This window comes from Sphingorhabdus lutea, assembly GCF_001889025.1.
Classification (GTDB): domain Bacteria; phylum Pseudomonadota; class Alphaproteobacteria; order Sphingomonadales; family Sphingomonadaceae; genus Sphingorhabdus_B; species Sphingorhabdus_B lutea.
Genome location: NZ_CP018154.1, coordinates 349,918 through 369,767, shown reverse-complemented (window position 1 = coordinate 369,767; position 19,850 = coordinate 349,918). Strand labels below are relative to the sequence as shown.

At 46.3% G+C, this 19,850-nt stretch carries 18 protein-coding genes and 1 tRNA gene; 2 read left to right on the top strand and 17 right to left on the bottom strand.

Features of this window, described 5'->3' with window-relative positions:
- Positions 1–30: 30 nt before the first annotated feature.
- The 5 genes from LPB140_RS01815 to tgt all read right to left on the bottom strand — a co-directional run bounded on the left by LPB140_RS01815 (position 31) and on the right by tgt (position 6,094).
- Positions 31–645, bottom strand: a complete 615-nt coding sequence (locus LPB140_RS01815; protein ID WP_232223431.1) for a M23 family metallopeptidase — start codon at positions 643–645, stop codon at positions 31–33.
- A gap of 197 nt (positions 646–842) precedes the next feature.
- Complete coding sequence (locus LPB140_RS01810) at positions 843–1,691, bottom strand: ferritin-like domain-containing protein (RefSeq protein WP_072558418.1); 849 nt, start codon at positions 1,689–1,691, stop codon at positions 843–845.
- A 20-nt stretch (positions 1,692–1,711) separates the two neighbouring features.
- On the bottom strand, positions 1,712–2,170 hold the full coding sequence (locus tag LPB140_RS01805; protein ID WP_072558417.1) for a peroxiredoxin: 459 nt from the start codon (positions 2,168–2,170) through the stop codon (positions 1,712–1,714).
- Between the two features lie 47 nt (positions 2,171–2,217).
- The gene (locus LPB140_RS01800) at positions 2,218–4,983 is read right to left on the bottom strand and encodes a bifunctional [glutamine synthetase] adenylyltransferase/[glutamine synthetase]-adenylyl-L-tyrosine phosphorylase (protein ID WP_232223430.1); all 2,766 of its coding nucleotides are present in this window, start codon (positions 4,981–4,983) and stop codon (positions 2,218–2,220) included.
- On the bottom strand, positions 4,937–6,094 hold the full coding sequence (gene tgt, locus LPB140_RS01795; RefSeq protein ID WP_072558416.1) for a tRNA guanosine(34) transglycosylase Tgt: 1,158 nt from the start codon (positions 6,092–6,094) through the stop codon (positions 4,937–4,939). The genes LPB140_RS01800 and tgt overlap by 47 nt, the downstream gene beginning before the upstream one ends.
- A gap of 84 nt (positions 6,095–6,178) precedes the next feature.
- Here tgt and LPB140_RS01790 point away from each other — a divergent pair, with 84 nt between their 5' ends.
- A complete protein-coding gene (locus LPB140_RS01790; RefSeq protein ID WP_198024142.1) occupies positions 6,179–6,535 on the top strand; it encodes a BufA1 family periplasmic bufferin-type metallophore in 357 nt (118 codons plus the stop codon).
- 137 nt (positions 6,536–6,672) lie between these two features.
- Here LPB140_RS01790 and LPB140_RS12270 read toward each other — a convergent pair whose 3' ends face one another.
- From LPB140_RS12270 to tldD, 5 genes are all read right to left on the bottom strand, one after another.
- The gene (locus tag LPB140_RS12270; RefSeq protein WP_156874095.1) at positions 6,673–6,810 is read right to left on the bottom strand and encodes a hypothetical protein; all 138 of its coding nucleotides are present in this window, start codon (positions 6,808–6,810) and stop codon (positions 6,673–6,675) included.
- A gap of 12 nt (positions 6,811–6,822) precedes the next feature.
- Entirely contained in the window at positions 6,823–8,166 is a 1,344-nt protein-coding gene (locus LPB140_RS01785) for an ammonium transporter (RefSeq protein ID WP_072560123.1), read from the bottom strand.
- 220 nt (positions 8,167–8,386) lie between these two features.
- Complete coding sequence (locus LPB140_RS01780) at positions 8,387–9,103, bottom strand: endonuclease/exonuclease/phosphatase family protein (RefSeq protein WP_072558414.1); 717 nt, start codon at positions 9,101–9,103, stop codon at positions 8,387–8,389.
- Between the two features lie 10 nt (positions 9,104–9,113).
- Positions 9,114–9,326: a putative signal transducing protein gene (locus LPB140_RS01775; protein WP_072558413.1), complete on the bottom strand. Its 213-nt coding sequence runs from the start codon at positions 9,324–9,326 to the stop codon at positions 9,114–9,116.
- 33 nt (positions 9,327–9,359) lie between these two features.
- Positions 9,360–10,787: a metalloprotease TldD gene (gene tldD, locus LPB140_RS01770; RefSeq protein ID WP_072558412.1), complete on the bottom strand. Its 1,428-nt coding sequence runs from the start codon at positions 10,785–10,787 to the stop codon at positions 9,360–9,362.
- A 166-nt stretch (positions 10,788–10,953) separates the two neighbouring features.
- Between tldD and LPB140_RS01765 the strand changes: the two genes are divergently transcribed.
- Positions 10,954–11,029: transfer RNA gene (locus tag LPB140_RS01765), tRNA-Val, on the top strand.
- A gap of 86 nt (positions 11,030–11,115) precedes the next feature.
- On the opposite strand, the gene LPB140_RS01760 is transcribed toward LPB140_RS01765, so the two are convergent.
- The 7 genes from LPB140_RS01760 to mnmG form a co-directional block, all read right to left on the bottom strand.
- Positions 11,116–13,842, bottom strand: coding sequence for an MSCRAMM family protein (locus tag LPB140_RS01760; protein WP_072558411.1), 2,727 nt, complete (start codon positions 13,840–13,842; stop codon positions 11,116–11,118).
- A gap of 37 nt (positions 13,843–13,879) precedes the next feature.
- Positions 13,880–14,755: a fimbrial biogenesis chaperone gene (locus LPB140_RS01755; protein WP_232223429.1), complete on the bottom strand. Its 876-nt coding sequence runs from the start codon at positions 14,753–14,755 to the stop codon at positions 13,880–13,882.
- Positions 14,756–14,904: 149 nt separating this feature from the next.
- Positions 14,905–15,402 (bottom strand): DUF4402 domain-containing protein, encoded by a 498-nt coding sequence (locus tag LPB140_RS01750; protein ID WP_072558410.1) that lies wholly within the window; start codon positions 15,400–15,402, stop codon positions 14,905–14,907.
- Positions 15,403–15,576: 174 nt separating this feature from the next.
- The gene (locus LPB140_RS01745; RefSeq protein WP_072558409.1) at positions 15,577–16,515 is read right to left on the bottom strand and encodes a ParB/RepB/Spo0J family partition protein; all 939 of its coding nucleotides are present in this window, start codon (positions 16,513–16,515) and stop codon (positions 15,577–15,579) included.
- The gene (locus tag LPB140_RS01740) at positions 16,512–17,294 is read right to left on the bottom strand and encodes a ParA family protein (RefSeq protein ID WP_072558408.1); all 783 of its coding nucleotides are present in this window, start codon (positions 17,292–17,294) and stop codon (positions 16,512–16,514) included. The genes LPB140_RS01745 and LPB140_RS01740 overlap by 4 nt, the downstream gene beginning before the upstream one ends.
- Positions 17,291–17,950 carry a 16S rRNA (guanine(527)-N(7))-methyltransferase RsmG gene (rsmG, locus tag LPB140_RS01735; RefSeq protein ID WP_072558407.1) on the bottom strand — a complete coding sequence of 220 codons (660 nt, stop codon included), beginning with the start codon at positions 17,948–17,950 and terminating at the stop codon, positions 17,291–17,293. Before rsmG ends, LPB140_RS01740 begins: the two co-directional genes overlap by 4 nt.
- Positions 17,951–17,965: 15 nt before the next feature.
- Complete coding sequence (gene mnmG, locus LPB140_RS01730; protein ID WP_072558406.1) at positions 17,966–19,846, bottom strand: tRNA uridine-5-carboxymethylaminomethyl(34) synthesis enzyme MnmG; 1,881 nt, start codon at positions 19,844–19,846, stop codon at positions 17,966–17,968.
- Positions 19,847–19,850 lie beyond the last annotated feature (4 nt).

Genomic DNA, 19,850 nt, shown 5'->3' with positions numbered 1-19,850 from the left:
TCAATAAACGCCAAATAAAGCGAAATTTGATTATTCAGGGCCGCCTTCACCCTTATTAGCATCATCTTTCACAGACGCCAAGCCATAATTGCTTGCGGCCAAAAATGCGGTTGGATTTACTGGTTCGCCGGCGATGCGCACTTCATAATGAAGGTGGCTGCCGGTGGAGCGACCGGTTGATCCCATAAATCCGATGATTTGACCCTTTGTTACCCGCTCATTTTCTGACACATTTAATGCAGACATGTGGCCATAACGGGTTTGAATGGCATTGCCATGATTTAATTCAATATATTTGCCATATCCATTAACCCAACGGGCGCGACCAACAATGCCATCGGCGGTTGCGTAAATGGGGGTGCCGATTGGCCCAGCGATATCCAGCCCCTTATGATTTGCGCGGCGACCACGAAATGGATCGGTGCGATAACCATATTGGCTCGTCATGTTCATGGACTCAACGGGGTTAATCGATGGAATGAAGACTTGAGCGGTTGCTGAATCATCGCCGGTTTCGAATTTATTGAATAGACCGCGAAATTCGCTGCTTGATTTACCAAGCGCGGTTTCATTTTTCTTATTTGTATCGACGCGGAAGCTATCCGAAGCACTGGCCGCGCTGTTCGCATGGGCGGTTGATGTCATCGCCGTTCCCATTACAAATATGGACGCAAGTGCAAAAGATAATGTTATTGATTTTGCAAAAGAGGACTTTTCAGCCAAAACGCAGCTTTTCATAAAATATACGACCCTTAATTCACTCTACAGAAAAACCGCAGAAAAGTTAAACTGGCAGTTAATCTGCCCACCCCTTATTATGTTTTAACTTGTAAAATGAAAAATTATGCCTTGGCAAGGGCGTGATAGCATTCGCGGGATAAACCGGCTTTTTGACGCGCCGAGTCGTTGAACGGAGGCTTTAAGCCACCTTTAAAGTAGGTTTTTACCAGCCTTTTCCAATATTCATCATGGGATTCGCCGCATTGGTTGAAATGCAGATTCGCCGTAAATGCGAACCATTTCGCCCCTGCGCCAACATGGCGAATCTCATCATGATAGATTCGGTTTAATATTTTGGCCGTCTTTACATCGCCATTTTGTTCAAAACGTTTCACCGTTGCGGGCGTGACATCCAACCCCCTTGCCTCCAACACCATGGGCACAACGGCCAGCCGCGCCGCCACATCATGACGGGTGCGATATGCCGCATCCCACAAACTGCCATGGGCGGGATATTCACCGTAAAAACTTTCATATTGGCGCAGGCGGCGTTCCAATATAGCAAAATGCATTGCCTCATCCGCGCCGACCATAATCCAATCATCGACAAATTCGGGCGGAAATAAATGGGCGAATCGTCCCACCAAATCAAATGCCAAGTCAATTGCCGCATATTCAATATGGGCAAAGCTGTGAATCATGGCGATTCGGTTTTTCTCATTTCCTGCACGGCCCAATTTGGGCATTTGCTGCGGCGGCAATAATATTGGCTTGTCCAAAAAATATGGTTGATCGGGCATGGACTGTGCATCAGCTGCATTACCGATGGATAATTTACCCGCCCGCCAATCGCGCGCGCATTTACGGGCGCATTTTACCTTGGTCATCGCATCTGATACCAATAAAATCTCTTTACATGCGGCCACCAGAGATGGTTTTTGCAATGATTTTTCAGATATTGTTGAGCTCATGACGTCGGCCTGATTATTTATTATAAGCCCTTGGCCGCTTCCAACACCGCCTCGGCATGGTCCTTCACCTTAACCTTGCGCCATATTTGGGCGATTTTACCGGATTTGTCGGTTAAAAATGTCGCGCGCTCTATCCCCATATATTTGCGGCCATACATATTTTTTTCCACCCACACGCCCATTTCTTCGGTGAAGTTGCTTTCTTCATCGGAAAGTAAATGATGCTTAAAATCATATTTTGCTGCAAATTTTTCTAATTTAGCGGGCTTATCCTTGCTAACCCCATAAATATTGACACCCAAAGATGTGAAATCATCAAATTTTTCGGTAAATTGCTGGCCTTCCTTGGTGCATCCGGGCGTATCAGCCTTGGGGTAAAAATAAATAACCGCCGGATGGGTAATATTTGCCATCTCTACTTTATTTTCCAAATGATCCAATAAGGTAATGCTTGGAATTTTCCCGCCAATTTCTGTCATAATATATTCCTAATCTTTTATTATTTGGCAAGTTTGCGCCCGATATTTTATCGTTCTTGCCCAAAAATTTCTGTCCATATCTGCGTAACAAGCTGTCTGCTTTTTTGCAATTGATCGATTAACGCATCCCAATTTTCCATGCCAAGCGCCGAGGCGATAAATTTTTGTATTGGCGGTGATGGCTCGGCCAAATCAGGCACAAATAACCGTAAATAGATTAAAAGACCTGATTGCAAGGTAAAGGCATCATATAAATTTTCCGGCAAATGGCCCTGTTTTATCAATATTTGTAATGCATGGGATAAATTGGGCGAAAGGGCGCATTGCCGCGTTAATTGCAAATAATGAATCATAAATTCAATATCAATCAACCCGCCGGTCATTTTTTTAATATCCAATGGGCCGGATGCAGGTTTATGTTCATCCATATCGCGGCGCATTTTAATGCAATCGGCATGAATCAGCGCCTCATCCCGTTTAATATGGTGGATGCCGTCCAAAATATCGCCAATTTGTCCGCGCGCTGCATCTCCGCCATAAATGGTGCGCGCGCGCATCATGGCCATATGTTCAAATGTCCATGCTTCCTTATGCTGATATTGATCAAAACTTTCCGTCGTCGCGCATAATAACCCCTTATTCCCCGATGGGCGCAATCTGCAATCCACCTCATATAATGGACCGGATGAGGTTTGCACGGTTAATGCACCGATTATCCGTTGTGTCAGTCGATTATAATAATGCGTTGCGCCCAATGGTCGGCGGCCATTTGATTGGGCATCATGTTCGCCAGTAAATAAAAATATTAAATCCAAATCGGACGCATGGGTCAATGCCTGTCCGCCCAGCCGGCCCAAGGCCAAAATGATAAGGTCGCTGCCCTCTATCTTGCCATGTGATTGTTCAAATATATGACGGGTTGCATCCACCAATATCTCGGTTGCCACCTCTGCGATATGTGAATAAATTTGCGCCAAATGCTCACTTTTTTGCTGACCAGATAAAAGCTGCACCCCTGCGGCAAACCGCAATTCGCTAACATGAGTGCGCACCTGATCCAAAATAAGTTCATATTCATCGCCAATAATCTGTGTTTCAAAATATTGGCGCATTTCGGCCAAAGATTGCGGCAGTGCGGCCACATTTGGATCGATTAAAGTATCAAATAAACTAATATTACGGGTCAGCTCATCCGCCAATATGGGGGCATAGCTTAAAATATCGGCAAGCCGGGCCATTGTGTCGGGCCGCGCCATTAATAAATGGAAAAAATTGACCGCCGATGGCAATTTATCAATAATATCGTCAAATCGGTTCAATGCATTTTTGGGATCGGGCGCAGCGGCAAGCGCGTGCAACAATGACGGCAAAATTTGTTCAAATGATTTTCGCGCCGATGCGCTGCGCAGGCACCGTATTTTGTCCGATTGCCAGCGTGCTATGCGCCGTTCGCACGCCGTCTCATCCATATCAAATGCGGTCAATTGCTCTTTAATGGAGATATTGCCTTTGCCCTGCCCCGCCCCATCGGCCATATTTTCTTCGGCGGTTGCCTCTATCAAAATATCATAATGGCTGCTGATATTTTGGACAATTTGTTGTAATTTTTCCATCCAGCTGTGCATATCGGCCCCGCCATCCAATTGGACCAGCTGTTCCAATTGTGCTTCATGCTGGGGCAGCTCATGCGTTTGGCGGTCATCCACCATTTGTAGCCGATGTTCAACTTGCCTTAAATAAGCATATCCCTCTATCAAATCATTGCTAATATCAGCATCGACATGGCCAAAATGCGATAATCGGCGCAGCGCCTCTGATGTATCGGCAATGCGCAATTCCCCATTGCGCCCACCATAGATAAGCTGATGTGCCTGGGCAAAAAATTCCACCTCTCTTATCCCGCCGCGCCCTTTTTTAACATCAAAACCAAGGCCGATTTCCTGACCTTTTTTATAATGGTTGCGGATTTGCCGGATCATCGAATGAATATTTTGAATTTGACCAAAATCTATCGAGCGCCGCCAAATAAATGGCTTTATCGCATCCAAAAAATATTGGCCCAGCGCCACATCACCCGCCGCCGCGCGGGCGCGGATAAACGCCGCCTGTTCCCATGCCACCGCGCTGGATTCATAATAGCTGATGGCTGCATTTACCGTCAAAACAATCGGCGTAACTTCCGGCGTGGGGCGCAGGCGCAAATCCACCCTAAACACATATCCATGCCCATCCCGCGCGGATAATATGTCCACCACGCGCCGCCCAATACGCACGGCGGCTTTGGCCACATCCTCCCCCTCCCTATGCGGCAGGGTTTCAGGGTCATATAATAATATGGGGTCAATATCGGATGAATAATTTAATTCCCGCCCGCCATGTTTGCCAAGGGCAATAACGGCAAATCCCGCACATGGATTTTCCATTGCGTCATAATCCGCGCCAATATGCTGCGCGATTGCATGGCCCACGGCCATATCCACCGCATGGTCAGCAAAATCACTTAACGCGCGGGTTACCTTAGACACATCCCAATGGCCTGATAAATCGGCAATGGCGGTGATAAGCGCGATAGCGCTTCTTTGTTTACGCAGGGTTTCGGCGATATCTGCGCCCTTTATGGCATAGGCTGACGCCATTGCCTCATCAAATTTACCATCGGCAATTTGGCAATCTATTTCAGGGAATTTACCCCAAATATCGCGGAGAAAGGGGCTATATTGTTGGGAACGTGCAATGGCATTTTCAATATCTTGCATTCCCATTTTATCATCCCCCAAAATAATCGCGATTAAAATCGGCCTGAAACGCCGCAAATTCGCCCTTTGCTATGGCTTTGCGCATATTGGCCATTAATATTTGATAATAACTAATATTATGCTGTGTCATCAACATTGCGCCCAAAATCTCACCCGAACGCACCAAATGATGGATATAGGCCCTGCTCCATCCGCTGCTCATCCCCTGTTTGCTGCCATCGCCGCCACATACGGGGCAGACACATTTTTCATCCAATGGCCCTTGATCCTCAGCAAATTTTGCATTGCGAATATTTATCGGCCCAAAATGGGTAAATGCCTGACCATTGCGGCCCGAACGTGTGGGCAGAACACAATCAAACATATCAACCCCGCGCGCCACCGCGCCGACCAAATCATCGGGTTTACCCACGCCCATTAAATATCGTGGTTTATCGTCGGGCAATTGTTCTGGTGCAAAATCCAAAACATTGAACATCGCCTCTTGCCCTTCACCCACGGCAAGACCGCCAATGGCATAGCCATCAAAACCAATATCAATTAACGCCGCCGCGCTTTCCCCGCGCAACCGTTCATCCAACGATCCTTGTTGAATCCCGAAAAGTGCGGAACGCGCGGCATGTTCCTCCCCGCTATTAAATCCATCACGCGAGCGTTTGGCCCAGCGCATAGAAAGCGCCATGGACTTTTCCGCCTGTTTTTGGTCCACCCCATTGGGCGGACATTCGTCAAATGCCATGACTATATCACTGCCAAGCAGGCGTTGAATCTCCATCGATCGTTCTGGCGTCAAGACATGTTTTGAACCGTCAATATGGCTTTTAAATGTTACGCCTTCTTCGGTTAATTTACGAAGAGAAGACAGGCTCATCACCTGATAACCGCCGCTGTCGGTTAAAATCGGCTTATCCCATTTCATAAATTGATGCAGGCCGCCCAAACGCGCCATACGCTCCGCCCCAGGGCGCAGCATTAAATGATATGTATTGCCCAAAATAATATCCGCACCGGTGGCGGCGACCTCTGCCGGGCGCATTGCCTTTACCGTTGCCGCCGTGCCCACGGGCATGAAGGCGGGGGTTTGAATATTGCCGCGCATCATTTCAATTTGGCCAGTGCGGGCCTTTCCATCGCGGGCGTTTATCTTAAAATTAAATCTGTTGCTCATATCCTCTCTTTAACAATTTATTCCAAAGATGATATGGCAATATTTTATTGGCATGAATATCATATTTGGATTATCGATGCGCCTATGACGCAAGATAATAGATTAAAAATGAAGCATTTAATTGGCGGTTTAATCTCTATCGGTGCGCTTATTTCCTGTTCCGATAATGAAAGCAGCAAAATAAGATATTCTACCGAAGATAAAAATATTCACATTCCCACGTCCAAATTATCCGCGCGTGAAAAATGCTATGGCATCGCGCTGGCGCAAAAAAATGATTGTGCAACTTGGTCCAGCCAAAGAATGGAAATGGTGAATTGTGCGGGCACTGCGCAAAAAGATTATCTGCCCGATAAATGGAAATATGTTCAAACCGGAAATTGCACCGCATCAGGCGGCACATTATCCCCCAAAGAAACCCCCTATATCAGCGAGAAATAAGGCCAAAGCGCCGTTAAAAAAATACCCGAACCGATATTTCGGTCCGGGTATAAGTCGCTGTTCGCGGGAGGAACAAGTTGAGACGGATAAAATAGCCTAGGAGAGAGTGAGAGAGAATATTTTACCCGTCAAACTGTTTAATTTATTTTCCTTTTGTTCGGATGGTTCAAAGTTCTAACCAATATTTGAAAACCGGTTCCCACTTTTTCTGCCATCCTGTTCAATCTTTTGGTCGGATGGCGAAGCGAAAAACCGGTTCCCACTTTTTCTGCCATCCTCCCTTATCATCAATAATTATAAGCGCGTTCGCCATGCTCACCAAGATCAAGACCTTCGCGCTCTACTTCTTCGCTTACCCGTAATCCGATAACCGCTTTAACGATGTAGAATGCAATCGCTGAACCAATGGTTGCCCACGCAACCGCAATACCGACAGCGGCAATTTGGATGCCCAATTGACCCATTAGATCATAATCATCACCTGCTTGACCGCCAAGGCCGGGCAAATTGACAATGGCAACACCAATTGAACCAACTATGCCGCCCAAACCATGGATACCAAATGCGTCAAGTGAATCATCAAAGCCAAATTTCGCTTTCAACTTCATCACGAAATAGCAGCAGATAACCGATGATAGACCGCCCAATAATATTGCGCCCGCTGGTCCTGCATTACCCGCAGCTGGTGTAATCGCCACCAATCCTGCTATCGCGCCGGAACATGCACCCAACATTGACCCCTTATGACCCAATGCTTTTTCGGTAAGCATCCAGAATAATACGCCGCCTGCGGTTGCCGCAAAGGTGTTAATCATTGCCAATGCTGCTGATCCATTTGCTTCTAATGCAGAGCCTGCATTAAATCCGAACCAACCCACCCACAATAAACCGGTGCCGATTAAGGTCATGGTCAGGCTATGCGGTGCCATAATTTCTTTTTGATAACCGATACGTTTGCCAAGGATAATGGCGCCAACCAATGCCGAAACACCTGCATTAATATGCACAACTGTGCCGCCGGCAAAATCATATGCGCCCATGTCAAGAATAATGCCGCCAACGCCCCACACCATATGTGCAATGGGGAAATAAACGATGGTCAACCAGATTAATGCAAACAACATCAATGCGCTGAATTTCAAACGCTCCACCAATCCGCCAACGACCAAGGCCACGGTAATCGCGGCAAATGTCATTTGGAATGCAATAAAGACATATTCTGGGATTTTGAACCCATCGCTAAATGTGTCGGCCACGCTATCCACGGTGACACCATTTAGGAATATCTTATCGAAATTACCGACTATGCCAGGGATTAAATCCCCGCCACCAAAGGCCATGCTATAGCCATATAGCACCCAAACCACCATCGCCAAGCTGGCCACTGCGATAATTTGCGTCAATACGGAAAGCATATTTTTGGTGCGAACCAAACCGCCATAAAATAAAGCCAAGCCCGGTACAATCATGGCCATGACCAAAACAGTGGCGGTCATCATCCATGCGGTATCGCCCTTATCCACAATTGGCGCAGCGGCTTCGGCCGCCTCTTGTGCAAATGCAGGAAGAACGCTCAGCATGCTAAATGCTGTCGCTCCCACTGCCCCCATTATCATTTTAGTTTTCCGCATTATTTCATCCCTTAATTTTTTTAATGCTGTCATCATGGGAAAATCGTCATAATTTTCCATCATGGACACTTATTGCACGGGGCGTGCCATTATTAAAAAACATAGGAAATTTATATGTTTATCGATATTGCCTTATCATTGTGCAATTCAATATGCTTATAATTTAGTCAATTATTAAGTTGCACTGCAATATTGCCTAAAAAATAAACAGTCGGCATATTCATATCTGCACATCAGCCCAAATGGGCAAATGGTCCGATGCCTGCCGCGCCTTTGCATCATCGCAAACACCATGATTAGAGATGATGATATCAGGGCTGTGCAATAAACGGTCAAGCCGGGCAACCGGCCGCCGCGAAGGGAAGCTGGGGCCCATATCCACCAATTTCAAATGATGATAGGCAAATTCGGATAATGCCCCCGAACGCGACCATTGGTTAAAATCCCCCATTAAAATTGTTGGTAATTTATGGGGATGCTTATCAATATATTCCAAAATCGTCCTTATTTGTCGCCGCCGCCAAAGGCCAGACAGATCCAAATGGCATGATATTATGCATAAATGTTGTCCACCAATTTCAATATGTGCGCAAATCGCTCCCCTTGGTTCTAATGTCGGGAGTTTAATTGTTTCGGAATGAATTATCTTTGCCTGTTTTGGAATGAACAGCGCATTGCCATGCCACCCTATGCCATGATGCACTTTTTTTTCATGCTTTCCCTTAAAATCAACAATTTGCCATTTTTGGTTATTTTCTATCATATCCAATGGCAAACAGCTGTGCCGATTTCCAAAACGGCGATCCGATTCCTGAAGGGCGACAATATCAGCATCGACAATATGTAATATATCCATAATACGCGCCGGATCATATCGCCCATCTGTGCCAACGGCTTTATGTATATTATAACTGGTAACCCGCAGGGACAGGGTCATTTACACGCCTTCATAATAATTCTGCCTTGGCCAATAATGAAGCGGCTTCATCATGATCTTCATCCAAAACCATCAGCTTCACCGCAATTAAACCGCCTCCACCAAAAAAATTATTCATGCCATCATCAAATATAACCGACATAATTTCATGCGATTGCAAAAATGACTTGCAAATATCTGCCTTTATTTTGGTTGGGAAACGGGCAAGTTCGACAAGAGACATATTATATTTTCTTGGCCGCCAATTGTTTCATCATCACCCGCCTGTGCCGCCAACGGTTAATCCAGATATAAGCACGCTTGGCTGACCGACGCCGGCTGGCACGCTTTGCCCGCCCTTGCCACAAATGCCAATACCTTCATCCAATGCCATATCATTGCCAATGCCAATAACCTTTTGCATGGCAACCGGACCATCGCCAATTAAGGTCGCACCCTTAATGGGGTCGCCCAATTTGCCATTTTTCACTTTATATGCCTCTGTACAGCTGAACACGAATTTGCCCGACACAATATCCACCTGTCCGCCACCAAAGCTTTTGGCATAAATGCCATCCTTGACGCGCGATAATAATTCTTCCGGGTCATCTTCGCCGCCCTGCATATATGTGTTGGTCATGCGCGGCATGGGCGCATGGGCATAGCTTTCACGGCGGCCATTGCCCGTGGGCTCAACCCCCATCAAACGGGCATTCATGCGGTCCTGCATATATCCACGCAAAATACCGTCCTCAATCAATATATTTTCTTGAGTCGCCGTGCCTTCATCATCAATGGAAAGCGAACCACGCCGATCCGCAATTGCGCCATTGTCAATAATGGTCACCCCTGGAGAAGCCACCCTTTGCCCAATTTTTCCGGAAAATGCCGATGTTCCTTTGCGGTTAAAATCCCCCTCTAAACCGTGGCCGACCGCCTCATGCAACAACACGCCCGGCCAACCAGGGCCAAGTAATACGGTCATATCCCCCGCAGGGGCAGGAACGGAACGTAAATTTGCCTCGGCCTGCTTAAACGCCTCTTCAATGGCGCGCATCCATTCGCTTTCGTCAAATAATTTATCATATAAATAACGACCACCCAAACCAAAACTGCCCGATTCGCGGCGGCCATTTTCTTCCAAAACAATCGACACATTTAACCGCACCAATGGACGGATGTCGGTGGCCACAAATCCATCAGCGCGGACGATTTCAATCACGCTCCAACTGGCCGATAATCCTATGCTGGCCTGTTTAACACGCGGATCACGCGCACGTGCAGCTGCGTCGATTTTCTCACACAATGCGACTTTCTTTGCAAAGGCAAGCTGTTCCAAGGGATTGCCATCTGTATATAAATGTCTGTTGGTCCTTTGCGGGGGCGCAGCGGGATTTTGCGTGGCAGGATCCAATAATTGCAATGTTTGCGCCGCGCGCTTAATTGCTGCCTCGCTTATCTCGCTGGCATGGCTGAACCCTGTCATTTCGCCCGACACACCGCGCAGACCAAATCCTGAATCAACCGAATAATCCGCGGTTTTTAAGCGGCCATCGTCAAATCCAAATGATTCGACTGCACTATATTGCAGGTAAATTTCCCCATCATCGCATGATGCCAATGACATTTTTGCCAATTGCTGCGCCGAATCCGGATCTAAAAGGCCTGGACGGTATAAAAAAATACGTGGATCATCTATGTTCATAATGTTGATATAGGCATGATATGGGATATTCGAAACTATTTTTCGCCAATTTTATAAGAATATCGAAAATTTTTGCTTTTTTTGAAAGTAAAGACTTGCCAAAACCAAAACTCTTTGGCATTTGCCCCTCCTGCACTTTATAACTCATAAAGTTGCTGATAAAGATGGGCGATTAGCTCAGTTGGTAGAGCATCTCGTTTACACCGAGAGGGTCAGCGGTTCGAGCCCGTTATCGCCCACCATCTTTTACATTTCTCCATATTTACAAAATATAAAATACATCTGATGATGCATGATGGTTTATCATCTTGCATATAATCTTTTCATTTTATTTATTTATATCTCCCGCTTCATCCGATGATTTATTTTGTGCAATTCTTTCCAAAGGCTGCGCAACAATAACCCCCTGCTCTGCAGATGGATTATTACGGCCAACCAATATTGGACCGGATAATTCTGGTTTCATTCCCGTAATGCTGGCCGATAATGGCGCGATACGAACCATATATTCGCCATAGGGTACCGATTCGAACAGAAAATAACCATCATATTCGGTCCGCGATTTTTTTAACAATAATCCCTTTTTGTCATATAATTCCAAATCCACACCAGAAAGCGGCGAACCACCCGGTTTTACCAATGTTCCCGAAATATCCCCTGCGGAAACCAACGGCAATTCAATCAACATGGGAATACCGGGACGCGGCGTCACCACAATACCGGCGGTGGCGGGTTGAATAAACGGATCGGGCAATGATGAACCATCTATGCCGATTAAAATAGGGTCAAATGGCTGCAAATTATCAACCATTGTGCGGCCATTAACATCTGTGGGCAAGGAACGCCCGGAAAATCCAGCGGTCAATTCAACGCCCTGTTCCAATGGTTCATTTTCCTGCCTTATCCCATCGCCATTTTCATCATGATAAATAATGGCCAATGCCTGACCATTGGCGGCGAGTTTTTCCGAGGTTACGCGAAAACCCCCACTTTCCGGTTTTGGGCCAATGCTAAAGGCAAGGTTAATACCCGCCGCAACCGCGCCATCACTTGCCGCCTCAACCTGTCCGGTCATGGCAAATTGTTTAAATTTACGTGTCATGCCTATCGCCGCACGGCCGCGTGATTGCTTTGCATCATATCCGACTTCCGCGCGCCATTCGGAATTTTCACCCGCGCGCCATTCTGCGGTAATGCGTGATTCCTCAAAACCTGCGCCATTGCTTAATTGAAAACGCGCCTCTCCGCGCAGGCGCACCTTGCCAAATCGCCCACTTACCCGCGCGGTTGAATATAAACGCGCCGGCTGCGCTGCACCGACATTACCGACCACATCTTTTTCCCAGCTAATATCCGTATTCACATTTAATCTATTGATATTAAATGACAACCTTCCCAATGCTTCCCATTTGCTGACGCCATTGCGTCTGACGTCATTACGTAATTCGACATGCAGGGGGATATTATTCTTGCCGATTTTAAAACTATAATCGGCGGTAATATTGTGTTTTTGCTTTACATTAAAATCCACACGTTCCGTATTGAAATTTTTGCCCAACCAAATGGATTGCGCGGATATATTTACATCGCCAAATTGGCCAAGCATTTGTGCGCTCACCGCGCTATGTCCTTCTAAATCATTGGCGGCGGCCAATTCGACCAAGGCAGGCCCGACGGCGCGGCGGACCGAAGCCTCCAAATAATGATATCGCTCGCCCCTTGACATTAAACTGGTTATCGAAGCGGCAACCGAAGTGCGGCTGTTCAGACCCCGCTCGACTCCCACCCCACCTCTCAGCCCAAGGAAATCATAACTTTGTTGTTCCTGAAGCCCAATTAAATCGCGACCCGCATCCTGAACATGCGCCCAATAATAGGTTTGCTTTGGCGGAATAGAATCCAATCCAACAGGCACATTGCGATATTCACGCCTAATCTGTCCTTGCGGGCCATAAAGCACAATCTCAAAACTATTTTGTCCATAAAGCAATGGGATATCCAAAAATTCATATCGCCCATCGCCCCTGCTGGTCGTATAGCCAATTAACTGATCATTGCGGTATAATTCTGCATCCCAATCACTGGGCAATTCGCCGCGAAATGTGGTTCGATCAAAATTTTCGGGACGCTCTATGGGACGATTGGTGACAAATGCCCCCCGTCCAAATGTATTTTGCCCGCCCAATGATGTGGAGACAGTGGACACATCACCAATGCCGACATATGTTGCCTTTAACGGGCCAAGCAGCCCCGCATTCACATCTGTGCGATATAGGCGCAAACGTAAATTATCCGGCACACCCTTATTATCCGACGACAGGCGCGCATCAAATGATGCCTTTGCCAATTCGCCGCTTAATAAAATCTCATAACTAACATCCTGGCGATTTCCGGCCAATTTATCCTTTGACACACCCGCCGTGGCAATAATATCCGCCGATGGCGTGCGCCAAAAACGAAATGGGTCGGTGGCCTGTGGTAATTTATTAAGGTCAAATTGGGTTGTCGGGCGGATTTTAGCTGCTTTTTCTTTTCGCTCCTCTGCATATTCAAAGGGCAATTTATTTTCCGATTCCATCACCAATAATGCATTGGATAGGTCAGGCTTTAACGTCACATCCAACCATTGACCCAAAATTTTTGTGTCCACACACCAACCCTCTGGCACATCATAAATATCACCAGCTTGCAGCGCGATTGATTTGTTCACGATTTGTACTATATTTTGTTCGCGGTCTAAAGTGAATGTCCGGCTTTCTTGGAATAACCATCCAGTTGCGCGGCGCGACTTCTTATCCAAACGAAGCGGCAAATCCATCGCCAATATCGCATCGCCAAAAACAACGCATATACCTTGATCGGTTTGATATCCGCGAACACCATCACCCAATCGCCATTGCTTCACCCGCACGTCAAATAATAATGCATCATCATCATTGGCTTTCCAGCCAGCATCATCTTGCGCATATGCCGTAGAGGCCGGCACATGACATGCACCAACCCCCATTGCAATGGCCAATATGGCCCGCTTTATATGATGAAATAATTTATACATTTCAGCTATTTATTTTTGACGCCAAGCCTTCATTAAATCACATTGTGGTTTTAATTTCGCTAATCAATCCGCCGCCCGCTTCGGGCGCTTCATAATAGGAAATGGTGACATTCCCGTTCAATGTCGCCGCTTGCTCTGCGGTAATCGGCACCACAATAGTGCGCTTGTCCAATTCTGGGTAAATGGCGATACCCTTGGCCACCATTAATGGTTCGCTCTGCCCAGCCTTGGTTACATATATTTCGCCAAAGACCGAACGATCTCCCTCACGGCTTAAATCCATCAGGAATAAATTCGCCCCCGTCTCATCCTGTGCCAAACGCGGATTCGCAATGGCCGCAGATGCGCTAATATTACCCTTGCGGATAATGATGGGAATGGTGATGCCATAAATGGGTATAAGTTGAATTTGCAATCCGCCGCCCGCATCCTGAGTCTCGGCAACCGAAGCTGTATTGGGAATTGCGCGAAACATCATATGCGCGCGATATTCACCATCGGCCAAATCTTTCAAATTATTCAACCCCACTCTTATTGCCTGTGGCTGATTCGGCGGAAGAGTCACACGGCGCGGCGCATAACGGATTAAGGATAAAGCGGTGCTTTCCTTTTCGGTTGCATCTTCTTCTGCAACCTCATCCAAACGGCCAAGATCATTCATCCGGCGTAATTCCAAAGATATACGATAGGTGGTTTCTTCTGTGCCAATATTGTTCAAAATAACCTCTGTTCCGCGCTGACTATCCAATATCACACGCGTTGGCGCGACCAGTAAATCTCCCGATGCCATTGCTGGCTGCAACGGAATCAAACTTACTGCCGCAAGGCCAATTGCCGCGATGCAGGCGCTTAAATTTTTGCGTATCGTTGAAATCATGGGCGAAATCCTTTTGTCATTTTGATATTTATTCATTGGAAATACTATGCCGAAATATGGTTACCAACTTGCTAATTTACGCAAATGGGCACAAAAAAACTCCCCACTCAGCATCAATAATGCCAGGCGGGGAGCATAATCTTTATTGGGTTTTGGACCTTTGGCCCAAATAACACCCCAATATATTAGTTATAATTTGCGGTTACTGAATATGTACCGGAATATACACCAGCAGTTTGGTTAGCACCAACTGCCAATGAACCACCAACATATACTGTTTCAAGAGCAGCAGAGTTAAATACGATTGACGTTGCAGATGGTGTCAATGTCAATGTCATTGGTGCGCCAGCGCCGGTCAAGTTGGTTGATGCAGAAACTGACAAGTTTACGGTATAACCATTTGTTGCATTGGTAACTTGGAAGCTACCGCGAGTAGCAGTACCAACACAGGTCAAAGCTGCTGAACAGGTGCGAGCACCAGTGCTAGCATTTAATGTCACAGTGCCGCCAGCTGCGCCAGCAGCAACAACGCCCATGTTCAAATCAGCAACAGTTGACAATTCAACTGCAGAAATAATTTCAGCTTGAGCATTTGCGGTTTGCGTTGCAGCAAAAGCAGAGGTTGATCCCATTGATGCTGCCAAGATTGTTGCAGCTGCAGCGAATTTCATTTTATTCAACATTTATTTGGTCCCTTCAAAAAACTTCATATGGAAATGCCCCACAGCATCTCTTGCTGCCCTTATGCCAAACGAATCATAAATATTTGCAACTGTCTATGGTTAACAAAAAGGCTGTGGATATTAACTTTATCCACAGCCCATATAATTTATATTATTGATAAAATTATATTTATCTTAAATTTGCTCACCTGTTACCCGCATACATAGCATGTCCAGTTGGTCCAATGAATTGTAATGAAATGTAACAGATCCCTGATCCGGGCTATCACCCTTAACTATTTTAACCTTCAATCCCAATATATCGGATAGATGATCCTCCACCGCCAAAAGGTCGGAATCAATTTTACCTTTATCCTTTGATAGGGCCGCTGCGTGATTATCCTTTATATCATCGCCGCGTTTCTCCTTACGCACCAATGCTTCGGTCTGACGAACTGATAATCCCTGTTTCATTATTTGCACGGCGAGGGACAACGAATCTTCAGCATTGATAAGCGCACGTGCATGGCCCATCGTCAATCTATCCTCAACCACCAAATCACGAACCGATTTAGGCAGGTCAAGCAAGCGGATCATATTGGCAATATGGCTGCGCGATTTATCAACCAATTTACCAAGCTCGGCCGCGCTATGTCCAAATTCTTCGATTAAACGATGATAGGCCTCTGCCTCTTCAATGGGATTTAAGTCCTCACGTTGAATATTTTCAATTAACGCAATTTCCAGGGCCTCACTATCTGAAAAGCTGCGAATAATGGCCGGAACTTCGTGCAACCGCGCACGTTGCGCCGCGCGCCAGCGGCGTTCACCCGCAATAATTTGATATCCCTTGCCCCGTGGGCGAACCACTATAGGTTGTAAAATTCCATGTTTGGCGATGCTGGCCGCCAATTCATTCAATGGTCCTTCGGCAAAATGACGGCGCGGCTGTCCAGGATGTGGTTGAATATCGGCAACTGATATGATGGAAATTCTGGAATCACCCTCGCCGCTATCTATATTATTATCTTGTTGGCTATTGCTATTATTGTTGCCGCGAATTGCCTCCCCCAATAATGAATCCAAACCACGACCCAAACCTTTTTTCTTTATAATTGGCTTTGTCTCGCTCATGCTGCCATCTCCTCTTGGGGCAGACGCGAAATAACTTCACGCGCCAATTTTAAATATGCCTCCGATCCGGTGCATTTATGATCATAAATTAATGCAGGCACACCATGGCTTGGTGCTTCGGATAAGCGGACATTTCGCGGAATAACCGTATCAAATACCAATTGCCCCAAACATGCGCGCACATCATCGGCGACTTGGTCGGTTAATTTTGCCCGCCGATCATACATGGTAAGGGCAACACCAATAATGGATAATTGCGGGTTAAATCTTTGCTGAATCCTATCCACAGTCTGCAATAATTGGCTTAATCCTTCCAATGCGAAAAATTCACATTGCAAAGGAACAAGCAACATATCCGACGCAACCATCGCATTGATGGTCAACAAACCTAGCGATGGCGGGCAATCAATTAAGCACACATCCCATTTTGCCTGATCGGCCTGTTTCAAGGCCATTTGCAATCGGTGGGTGCGATGTTCTAAATCAACCAATTCCACTTCCGCGCCGGACAAATCAACGGTTGCGGGTAAAATTTGTAATTTTGGCACCATTGTATCAACTACTGATTCCTCAACACTGGCCTCACCCAATAATATTTTATAGCTGTTATTTTCACGATCCGCCTGGGTTAAACCCAAACCGGTGGAGGCATTGCCCTGTGGATCCAAATCAATCAATAATGTGCACAGCCCCGTCGCAGCCAATGCGGTGGCCAAATTTATCGACGTTGTTGTCTTACCAACCCCGCCCTTTTGATTTGCTATTGATATAATAATCATCTTTTTCCCCGCATTTTCCTATTTTGACCATGGACTCTGCCGACCAATATACCCGCATCAGCATCGGTGATGGATGGTCGTATCTCAAAATCTAAATCCCAATATAGACTAGATTCTTCCAATTCCCTTGCGGCATTTTGCCCTTTTGGTAGCAACCAGCAAGTTTTATTTGTCGAAAAGCGTTCCGAAATATCTAATAATTTGGGCAATGGTGCAAATGCCCGCGCACTTATGACCGAAAATGGGGCAGTCGGCACATTTTCCAAACGCTCACCGGCAATGGTTACACGCTGTTGCAAGCCAAATTTTTCCACCGCGCGCAACAGATATTCAATTCTCTTACGCCGCGATTCGACCAAAGTAACCCGCCAACTGGTCAACATGGCGATGATTAAGCCGGGAAATCCGGCACCAGAACCCATATCCAACCATTTGCGATTCTGCCATTGATGCGAATCGGCAGGCAATAATTTTATCAACTGGGCGCTATCGACAATATGGCGTGTCCATATATGTTCAAAGGATGCAGGCGCGATTAAATTTTGTCCCTGCATTTCTTCATAAAGGAAGGCGCAAAATTGCTCAAGCATCTCCATTGTTTCACGTGAAACGCGGCATTCGGTTTCCAACCACTGCCTGGCTTGATGCTCATCCATTATAATTTCTATCCATTATGCTGTTGCTTTCTTGCCCTGCCTACGTTTGGCATGAACCAAAATCGCCGATAAAGCAGCGGGCGTTACCCCTCTAATACGTCCTGCTTCTGCCAATGTTTTTGGCCGTGCAGTTTCAAACTTCTCTACCATTTCGCGAGATAATCCCGCAATATTGGCAAAGTCTAAATCCATTGGAATTGAAATTTGCTCATTGCGGGCAATTTCCTTTAATTCCTTTTCCTGACGTTCCAAATATGGTGCATAGCGCCCATCCTGTTCCAACTCATTTAACAAAGCATCGGGTATATTTCCATCAATGGAAGCGGCGGCCAATAATGTTTCCAACGATAATGTGGGGAATTTTAACAACTCCAATATGGTCATCACCGCCATGCCAGATTTTACCTCAAAACCAATTTTACTCAATTGTTCGGGGGTAATTTTGGTTTGCATCAAATGGGATAAATGATCGCGCTGTTCCTCATATGCATTAAATCTCGCTTCAAATTCGCCACTTACCATTGATAATTTAATCGCATCTGGCGTTAAACGATGACAACTATTGTCCGCACGAAGACGAAGCCGATATTCCGCACGGGCCGTCAACATGCGATATGGCTCGGTCACACCTTGCAAAGTTAAATCATCAATCATCACGCCAATATAACTATTGCTACGTGAAAATTCATATGGCGCCTCTCCGCGCACCATTTGTGCCGCGCCAATGGCCGCAACAAGGCCCTGCGAAGCCGCCTCCTCATAACCTGTCGTACCATTTATCTGTCCAGCACAATAAAGCCCGGTCATCGACCTTATGGCCAAATTCCTATTCAGTGCACGCGGATCTATATAATCATATTCCACCGCATATCCAGGAACAGCCATCACCGCATTTTCCAGACCCTTTATTGACCGCAGCATTGCATCTTGAATATCAACGGGCAATGAAGTTGAAATACCATTTGGGTAAATTAAATGGCTGTCCAAACCCTCTGGTTCTAGAAATATTTGATGCCCATCACGCCCGCCAAAGCGGAAAATCTTATCCTCAATTGACGGGCAATATCGTGGCCCCTGCCCCTGAATGTCACCACCAAATAAGGGCGATCGATCCAATCCAGAACGGATAATATCATGTGTACGCTCATTGGTGCGCGTTATCGCGCAGAATATTTGCGGCAAGATTCGATGATTATTGATAACGGACATGGTCCAGTTTCCATCGTCGCTTTGCTGCTGCTCCAGCTCTGCCCAGTTAATTGTTCGCCCATCAATGCGCGGCGGCGTTCCTGTTTTTAACCGAGCCATGGGCAGCGATAGACCGCGAATTTGATCCGCCAATTTTAACGCGCTATTTTCCCCAATGCGTCCACCGGTTAAACGTTCTTCACCTCGAAATAATTTACCGCCCAAAAATGTACCTGTTGCCAAAATTACTGCCTTGGCATGGATGTTTTGTCCGTTTGCAAGGGTCACACCATGAACAATATCACCACTTTCATTGGTGATTAAGGCCGCTGCCTCGCCCTCTATTATCTCCAATAATGGTAATAAAGATAATTGACGCTGAATAGATTGGCTGAATAATTTTCGGTCAGCCTGAATTCTTGGCCCTTGAACCGCAGATCCCTTTGACGCATTTAACATGCGGTAATGGATGGCCGCATCGTCAGAAGCCTTTGCGATTAAGCCATCAAATGCATCAACTTCGCGGACCAAATGCCCTTTGCCCAATCCGCCAATGGCCGGATTACATGACATTGCACCAATCATTTTTCTATCAAAACTGATTAAAGCAGTCCGGCATCCCATGCGCGCCGACGCTGCTGCCGCCTCACATCCTGCATGGCCGCCACCGATGACAATAATATCAAAATTTGGATTTTCACTATTCATTGAC